We start from the raw sequence: 7,029 nt of genomic DNA, 5'->3' as shown, positions 1-7,029 counted from the left end.
CCCCCACTCCGTCGAGCTTCGCTCGACACCTCTCCCCCGTTCGACGGGGGAGAGGAAATAGCGTTGTGCCCCATCAACGACCGGGCCGTGCCGCACGACAGCCAGGCCCGTTGCTCCTGTCGCGGGACTGCGCAGGGAGGCGCTGGCCGCGTCGTTGCGGGAGGGACTGGAATTGACGTCGATGCCAATCGCCGCAGCCGAAGCGAAGAGCTTGCCGATTGGCGCGCTGCTCGGCGCCATGGTGTCGATCCAGATCGGCGCCGCCTTTGCCAAGGGCCTGTTTCCGCTTATCGGCGCCAATGGCACCACGGCGCTCCGGCTGGTCGTCGGAGCGCTGATGCTGGCGGTGGCGCTGAGGCCGTGGCGGGTGCGGCCGTCGCGCGACGTGCTGCCCTGGCTCATCGCCTACGGCGTGAACCTTGCGGCGCTGAATCTGCTTTTTTATGCGGCGCTTGCCAGGATCCCGCTCGGCGTCGCGGTGGCACTCGAATTCTCCGGTCCGCTTTTGGTGGCGACGCTGTCGTCGCGGCGCGCCAGCGACTTTGTCTGGGTGGCACTGGCCGTCGCCGGCATTGTGCTTCTGTCCCCCTTCATCCATTCCGGCAGCGCGCTCGACCCGATCGGCGTGATGCTGGCGCTTGCCGCCGGCGGCTGCTGGGCGCTCTACATCATCTTTGCGCAAAAGGTAGGCGCCGAGCTTGGCAGCCAGACAACCGCTTACGGGCTGATCATCGCCGCTGCCATCGCCCTGCCGTTCGGTCTGGCCGAGGCCGGCGCGGATCTCATCGCACCCTCGATCCTGGTCAGCGCGCTGCTGGTCGGGCTGTTTTCCAGTGCCTTGCCATCTGGCTGGAGATGGTGGCGCTGACCCGGATGCCGGCCAGGCTCTACGGCACGCTGACCTGCCTGGAGCCGGCGCTGGGCGCGCTGGCCGGCTTCCTGTTCCTGCACGAGATCCTGAGCCCGCTGCAATGCGCGGGCATCGCCGCCGTGGTTGTCGCCGCCTTCGGCGCAGCGCTGACCACCAAGCCGCCGGTGCCGTCACCGGAATAGCTGCTGGTCGGCGTGAACTGTCTTTCGAAATGTTATACCCTGGCACCCGGGCAGGGGAGTGGGCATGTCGATTGCGCGGCGGTGGTTGTTCTACAAATCTTTTCTTGAGACGGAGTTTTCCAGTTCGGCCCCAACCCTCGGTTGGCGGCTTCGCAGCCTGCTCAAGGGGCATCCCTCCAAAGGCCTGGTGATGCTCGAGGACAGGGCTTACCGCGAGCATGACTATTTCAACTTCACCTTGGAACGGCGGCGCAAGGCGACCTACAATCTCCGCCTTGAGCAAGCACTGCACAACAAACTGGATCAGAAACTCTGGCTCGATTGCGTCATGCCATCCGTGGCGCCGCCAGCCACCCACTATGTTGCAGGCCAAAAGCTCATAAGCCTGGCTGGCGATGGCAAGATCCTCGAACTGGATGCCCTGCTTCGGCTGCTCGCCGAAAAAGGCGAACTGTTCCTGAAGCCCGCCGGCGAGGGCAAGGGCAAAGGTGCCAAGAGGCTGAGCCAGTTGCCCGACGGCATCCTCGCAAACGGCAAACGCATCGAAGCGCGGCAATTGCTGGATGATTTTTCCAACGCTTCGTCCACCGGCTACATCGTCTCCGATATCATCCGGCAGGGGCCGTGGAGCGAAGCCTTCTTCCCCACGACCTTGAACACGTTGCGCGTGCTGACCGGCACGCATTTTTCCGATCACAGGCCGGCCTTTCTCGCGGCGACGATGAAAATGGGCCGGCCTGCAACCTATCCGACCGACAATTGGCAATCAGGCAAAGGCGGCATCGCCGCCAAGGTGGATATCGACACGGGCGTCCTGGCCGCCGGGCTGTTCTACAATGCTGAGCTCAAGAGGCGTGAGTTCCGGGAAACGCACCCCGAAAGCGGTGTCCAGATTCGCGGTGCTGCCGTGCCCGACTGGCAGGCCTTCAAATCGATGATGCTGCATCTTGCGAGCCTGTTGCCCTATCCCGGCCTCGTTGGATGGGATGTCGCCCTGATGCCAACCGGCATCGTCATCGTCGAGGCCAACACCAGCGCTGGGCTGGACATCCACCAATGTCACGGCAGTCTCAAACAGACGCCGGAGCAGCGGAGCTTCTGGGCTGAAATGCGGATGTGAGATCACACGCAGGGTTCGCCGGCTTCGGTGTCCGGTTGCTCTGAATACTGCGGCATCGGTATATGGCTCATTGCGGAGATCCCATGGGCGTGGCGAAGGCTGACAGCGGTGCTTGAATCCTCTTTGGTCAAAGCGGCAATCCTGCTGGGGTTTGCCCTTGTCGTTGCGGCGTTCGCCTGGCGGCAGGTGCGGTCTCGCCGCAAGGTTCGGCTGCGCGAAAATCCGGCAGATGACTACGCCGTGCGGCGGGACTGGTCGGACAGCCGCGGCGACCTCAACTATTCGTCCTTTGTCTATTTCGACGCTGATCGCGACGGCCGCTATGGGCTGGGCGACCGGCCGATGGCCGGCATCATGGTCAGGCTGCATGACGGCGATGGCCGTCTCGTGGCAGCGGCGCGGAGCAATCGCGCTGGCTTTGCCAATTTCAAGACGTCGACGAAACGCCGGTCCGCACCCATTCATGTGCCGGGCAACTACCGGTTCACGGTTTCGGTGCCGCCCGGCTGGCGTTCGAGCAGCGCCAACGAGGTCCAGTCTCAGCACGTCCGGTCGCTGCCGGGATCGCCGACCGGGCTGGTTACGGAGGCGATGCTGCAGCCGGTCGGGCTGTTCCCTGTCCGCTGGCTCAGCGGCCGCGTGGCCGACAATTTCTCGGCGAGCGTCTCGGTGACACGGAACGGGCAGGTGGTGGCTGTGCATTCGCTTGGCAATGCCGCCGGCTTTCGCGTCGATCTGCCCGACGACGCCGATGCGATCGAAATCAGCGGCGGTGGCGTGGCGCGCCGGTTGGCCTTGTCGGCCTACCCGACGGAGGTCGGCCTGCTGTCGCCCGAAAATGCCATCTTCGACGGTGCCGCGTCCTTGCAGACTATCGGTTTCGACGATGTCACCGGGCACGGCTTGCGCAAAGTGCCGTCCGGTTATGCCGGGTTCATCTGGTTCAATTTGAACGCGATGGCGCGCGATCACATCGAAGGCAGCGAAGGCTATGTCAACGGCAACATCTCGGGAGACCATGTCTGCTATACGAGCAGTGGACATCCGGCCGAATTCTCCAGCGAGAAACCGTTCGGCTTCCACTCCGTGATGCTGACCGCGGCCTGGTTGAAGTCCGAAGGCGAAACCGCCTTGATCGAGAGTTGGCTCGGCGACCGGCTGGTCGCCAGTGACACCGTCACCCTGTCGGCGCTGGCACCCGTGCACTACGCGCCGATGCTGGCAGCCGTGACGCGCGTGCGTTTTTCCACACGCCACTACTGGCAGCTCGTGCTTGAAGACATGGTGGTTGCGCGCTGAGTATAGCGTATCGTTCCGAAACCAGCGGCTCAGAAAAGATCATTCTCAAACAAAGGACCAAGCCCAACCGGCTCTATCGGGATGGGCGGGTTCCTCGATCAGTCGAGATGAAAGGTCTATTGAGGGGTAGGGTTGGAAGCACCGTTCGCGGTGACCTGCGAGAGCTTGCCCTTTTTGACCAGCACCGGCTTTGAATAGGTCTTCTTCATTTTCCCATCTCCAATTTCTACCCTGAAAACCTGCCCCTCGGCCAAGCGGCGACCGGACGATCCAACTGTTATGTGGTAGGCCCGGAACCGGCGCCGTTGGTGACCGCAGTAACCTGCGAGAGCTTGCCCTTTTTGACCAGCACCGGCTTCGAATAGGTTTTCTTCATAGTGCATCCTCCAGGATCACGCGATAATGCCAGACAGATCGACACTGTCAACCTTGGCGGGACCGTCGTCCCGTCCCGTTTTTTCTTGGCGCCTAGACGCTAACCCGCAAATGCACCTTCATCGAGAAAGCATTGTTCTTGGCTCTGCATGGCGCGGCCCAGGATAGGGTCGCAGTGCGGGAAGTGTCCGAAACGGCGGAGCGCCGCCATTCAGCGATCGCAGTCACCACTAGTGGTTGCTTAATATAAGACTTAAGTCTGAAAATTTTATAAAAAAGGTCTGTATCGGCTGGGACAAGGGTCGTAAGCCGCTTTCGCAGAACGTCGATTTGTGGATGCTGTTCTGGCAACAACGCCATTCCGGTTGTGGACAGATCGGATCGGTCCTCGCTGACGGGAGAGGAACAGATTACGCGCTTGCGCCAACTCTACTGGCTTGCCTTGCGGGCGTCCACGACGCTCGCCTTGGTCCTTGTGCCCTATCACCTAAGCTTTGACGGCGCCGCCAAGATTGCCGCCAGCAGCGCCTTCGCCAAGGATGGCGGCAATGGGGGCGGCGGCGGCAATGGTGGTGGCGGCGGCAATGGAGGCGGCAATGGCGGTGGCAACGGAAATGGTGGCGGCAACGGCAACAGCGGTGGAAACGGTAACAGCAACAGCGGCGGTAACGGCAAGGGCAAGGGCAATACCGGCGCCGGCAAAGCCAGCCATGTGAATTCTGCAACCGGCGACCAGGTCGAGGTCGACGCCACCGGCATCACGGTCACTCATCCCAACGGCATGAAGGAAGATATCCACAATGGCCGGTTCACGATGAAGGATGCGCTCGACCGCACCATAGTCGAACGGGCGGCGACCGCCGCCGATGTGGCACGTTTGAAAAGTTTGTGAGGGCTGGCCGCTTTCGGGCGGACGTGTTTTTCCTCAGTGCCTCGTGCGAACAGGTGTCGTCCGTGCCCCGCGCGTCAACTCGCGCGCTCCCGCGCCTCGCGCATCAGCAGCGCCGCCTCGGTGCGGTTGCGGACATTGAGCTTGGCCAGAACTCGCGTCATGTGATGCTTGACCGTCTTCTCTTGCAGCGAAAGCCGTGCGGCGACTTCCTTGTTGCTCAAGCCCTCCGCCACCAGGCGCAGGATATCGGCCTCGCGGCCGGTGAGCTGCTGAATGGGATCGGCCTTGCGGTTCGCCGGCTGCAACAGGTCCGACAGAAGCCGGGCCGACAGTGTCGGCGAGACATAGCTTTCGCCAGCCGCGACATTGCTGAGGATTTCGGCCAGCGCCTTCGAACCGACGCCTTTCAGCACATAGCCGCGCGCGCCGGCATTGAGCGCCTGGGCAACATCGGCGTTGGCTTCCGACACGGTCAGCATGACGACCTTCTGGCCGGGGTGCCCGGCCATGATGTTTGCCGCGGCGGTGAGCCCGCCGCCCGGCATGCTGATGTCGAGCAGCACGATGTCGGGGCGCATGGCCGCGACCAGCCTTTCGGCATCCTCGGCACTGGCGCCTTCGCCGACCACTTCGAAACCGCCGATCTCGCCGAGGCTGCGCGCTACACCCTCGCGAAACAACGGATGGTCGTCGATAATGGCAATGCGGATGGCGTGGGTCACGATTGCTCCTCAATGGTCAATGTTATCACCAGTCGTGTGCCTTGTGGGCCGGATACGGTTTCGAACTGGCCGCCGATGCTCTCGATACGCTCCCTGAGACCGGCAAGCCCAAGGCCCTCGCTTCTTGCCGGGTCGAATCCGGGGCCGCCGTCGAGCACCTCGACGAACAGTTTGCCGCCTTTCATTGCCGCTTTCACCGCCTGATCCCTGCCTTTTCCGTGGCGATAGGCGTTGTTCAAGCCTTCCTGGACAAAACGATAGATGCTGATCTTCTCGGAAGGACCGGGTTCGCGCAAGCGCTTCGGCAGCGTCAGTAAAACCGAGGTTCCGGTCCGCCGTTGGTGTTCGGCGACGGCCAGCCGCAATATGTCCAGCACCGCCGCCGTCTCGATCTGCGGCAGGACGAGACCGTTGCAGATGCCGCGTATCTCGCGGATCGCTTCGTCAAGCGTTTTGTGGATGTCGGCGATCTCGGCTTCGCGCAGCGCGGTGGAGGCGCCTGGATCAAGCAAGATCGGGCTGTCCATCCTGAGTGCCGCCAGCGCCACGAGTTGGGCCGGCCCGTCGTGAAGATCGGCCCCGATGCGCCTGAGATAGCGTTCGTTGAGCGCGGTGGCGCGGCGCGAGGCGTGCTGCACGCGCTCGCGCAGCAATGAATTCTGCGAGAGCAGCGCCCGCAATTCGGCGATCTTGGCCTCCAGCGCCGACCGCTGGGTTTGGATGGTGTGGCTGCCGCGAAAGACGATGCCCGACAAAAGCGCCAATGCCGCCGCTGTGGCGCCGGCCACCACCAGCCAGCTTTGCCAAAGGGCGGCGTTCAGCGACGACTCGAAGTCGTCGGCAACCTCGTAGAACTCCGAAACGGCGACGACTTCGCCGGACCAAGGTTCGCGTACCGGATTGTAGATTTCCAGCAGCGGTCCAGCCACCGTCTTTTTCTCGTATCGGCTCTCGGCGTCGTCATCGAGGTCGTTGTACTCGGCCACGACATTGCCGCTGAAGGCGGCGATCAGGTTGGCGTTCGGCTCGAACACCTTGCCGATCAGCGTCGCATCCTTGGCGTAAAGGATCGTGCCGTCGCGCCGCCACAGCTTGAACGACGCCAGCCGCTTGCCGAGCGCACCCTGGTCGAGCGTCTCGTCGAGCGCCCGCTTGACGGTATCGTCGAGCTCACGGCTTTTGCGCATGTCGGGCAATAGCGGCGCTATCACGCTGTCGACATAGAGCGCCGTGGTCGCGGCGGAATTGCGCATGACGCCTTGCCGGATTTGCGAGGTCACCCACACGCCGACCACCAGCATCACCACCAGCAGCCCGATACCGCCGGCAATGAGGAACTGCAGGGCCAGCGACAGTCTGCCCCAACGCGGCAAGAACTCTCCCAGGAAAACCCCAAGCAATCGCACGATCCACCCTTCCCACCCGTGCCTGTTATAGAGGCTCCGCAGCCTTTGCGACATTGTCTGTGCAAGATTTTGGTCTGTGCAAGATTTTTGGCCTGTGCAAGATTCTGGCCGCCGCGGTTCGGCATCGGCAGCACCGCCGCGCCGGGAATCTTACAGGGCCGG

Annotated in this window: 7 protein-coding genes and 1 pseudogene; 4 read left to right on the top strand and 4 right to left on the bottom strand. The window is 62.8% G+C overall.

Features of this window, described 5'->3' with window-relative positions; translation table 11 throughout:
- The first annotated feature begins 172 nt into the window (after positions 1-172).
- From AC1DYO_RS26940 to AC1DYO_RS26930, 3 genes and pseudogenes are all read left to right on the top strand, one after another.
- A pseudogene (locus tag AC1DYO_RS26940) lies at positions 173-1,053 on the top strand (EamA family transporter).
- Between the two features lie 64 nt (positions 1,054-1,117).
- The gene (locus tag AC1DYO_RS26935) at positions 1,118-2,173 is read left to right on the top strand and encodes a sugar-transfer associated ATP-grasp domain-containing protein (protein ID WP_477267450.1); all 1,056 of its coding nucleotides are present in this window, start codon (positions 1,118-1,120) and stop codon (positions 2,171-2,173) included.
- Between the two features lie 108 nt (positions 2,174-2,281).
- A complete protein-coding gene (locus AC1DYO_RS26930) occupies positions 2,282-3,472 on the top strand; it encodes a hypothetical protein (RefSeq protein WP_477267449.1) in 1,191 nt (396 codons plus the stop codon).
- 116 nt (positions 3,473-3,588) lie between these two features.
- Here AC1DYO_RS26930 and AC1DYO_RS26925 read toward each other — a convergent pair whose 3' ends face one another.
- Positions 3,589-3,681 (bottom strand): putative RiPP precursor, encoded by a 93-nt coding sequence (locus AC1DYO_RS26925; protein ID WP_477267448.1) that lies wholly within the window; start codon positions 3,679-3,681, stop codon positions 3,589-3,591.
- Between the two features lie 68 nt (positions 3,682-3,749).
- Positions 3,750-3,848 (bottom strand): putative RiPP precursor, encoded by a 99-nt coding sequence (locus AC1DYO_RS26920; protein WP_477267447.1) that lies wholly within the window; start codon positions 3,846-3,848, stop codon positions 3,750-3,752.
- A 417-nt stretch (positions 3,849-4,265) separates the two neighbouring features.
- Here AC1DYO_RS26920 and AC1DYO_RS26915 point away from each other — a divergent pair, with 417 nt between their 5' ends.
- Positions 4,266-4,739, top strand: a complete 474-nt coding sequence (locus AC1DYO_RS26915) for a hypothetical protein (protein ID WP_477267446.1) — start codon at positions 4,266-4,268, stop codon at positions 4,737-4,739.
- Positions 4,740-4,813: 74 nt separating this feature from the next.
- Here AC1DYO_RS26915 and AC1DYO_RS26910 read toward each other — a convergent pair whose 3' ends face one another.
- Positions 4,814-5,461, bottom strand: a complete 648-nt coding sequence (locus AC1DYO_RS26910; RefSeq protein ID WP_477267445.1) for a response regulator — start codon at positions 5,459-5,461, stop codon at positions 4,814-4,816.
- Positions 5,458-6,834 carry a sensor histidine kinase gene (locus AC1DYO_RS26905; protein ID WP_477267444.1) on the bottom strand — a complete coding sequence of 459 codons (1,377 nt, stop codon included), beginning with the start codon at positions 6,832-6,834 and terminating at the stop codon, positions 5,458-5,460. Before AC1DYO_RS26905 ends, AC1DYO_RS26910 begins: the two co-directional genes overlap by 4 nt.
- Positions 6,835-7,029 lie beyond the last annotated feature (195 nt).

The sequence above is a fragment of the Mesorhizobium sp. P2_F5 genome, assembly GCF_056403715.1.
This window is presented reverse-complemented; position numbering and strand designations above follow the sequence as displayed.

Bases quoted from the DNA above. Each gene is read 5' to 3' on its own strand.
- AC1DYO_RS26925 (WP_477267448.1), bottom strand. From the start codon at position 3,681: ATGAAGAAGACCTATTCAAAGCCGGTGCTGGTCAAAAAGGGCAAGCTC.
- AC1DYO_RS26920 (WP_477267447.1), bottom strand. From the start codon at position 3,848: ATGAAGAAAACCTATTCGAAGCCGGTGCTGGTCAAAAAGGGCAAGCTC.
- AC1DYO_RS26935 (WP_477267450.1), top strand. From the start codon at position 1,118: ATGTCGATTGCGCGGCGGTGGTTGTTCTACAAATCTTTTCTTGAGACG.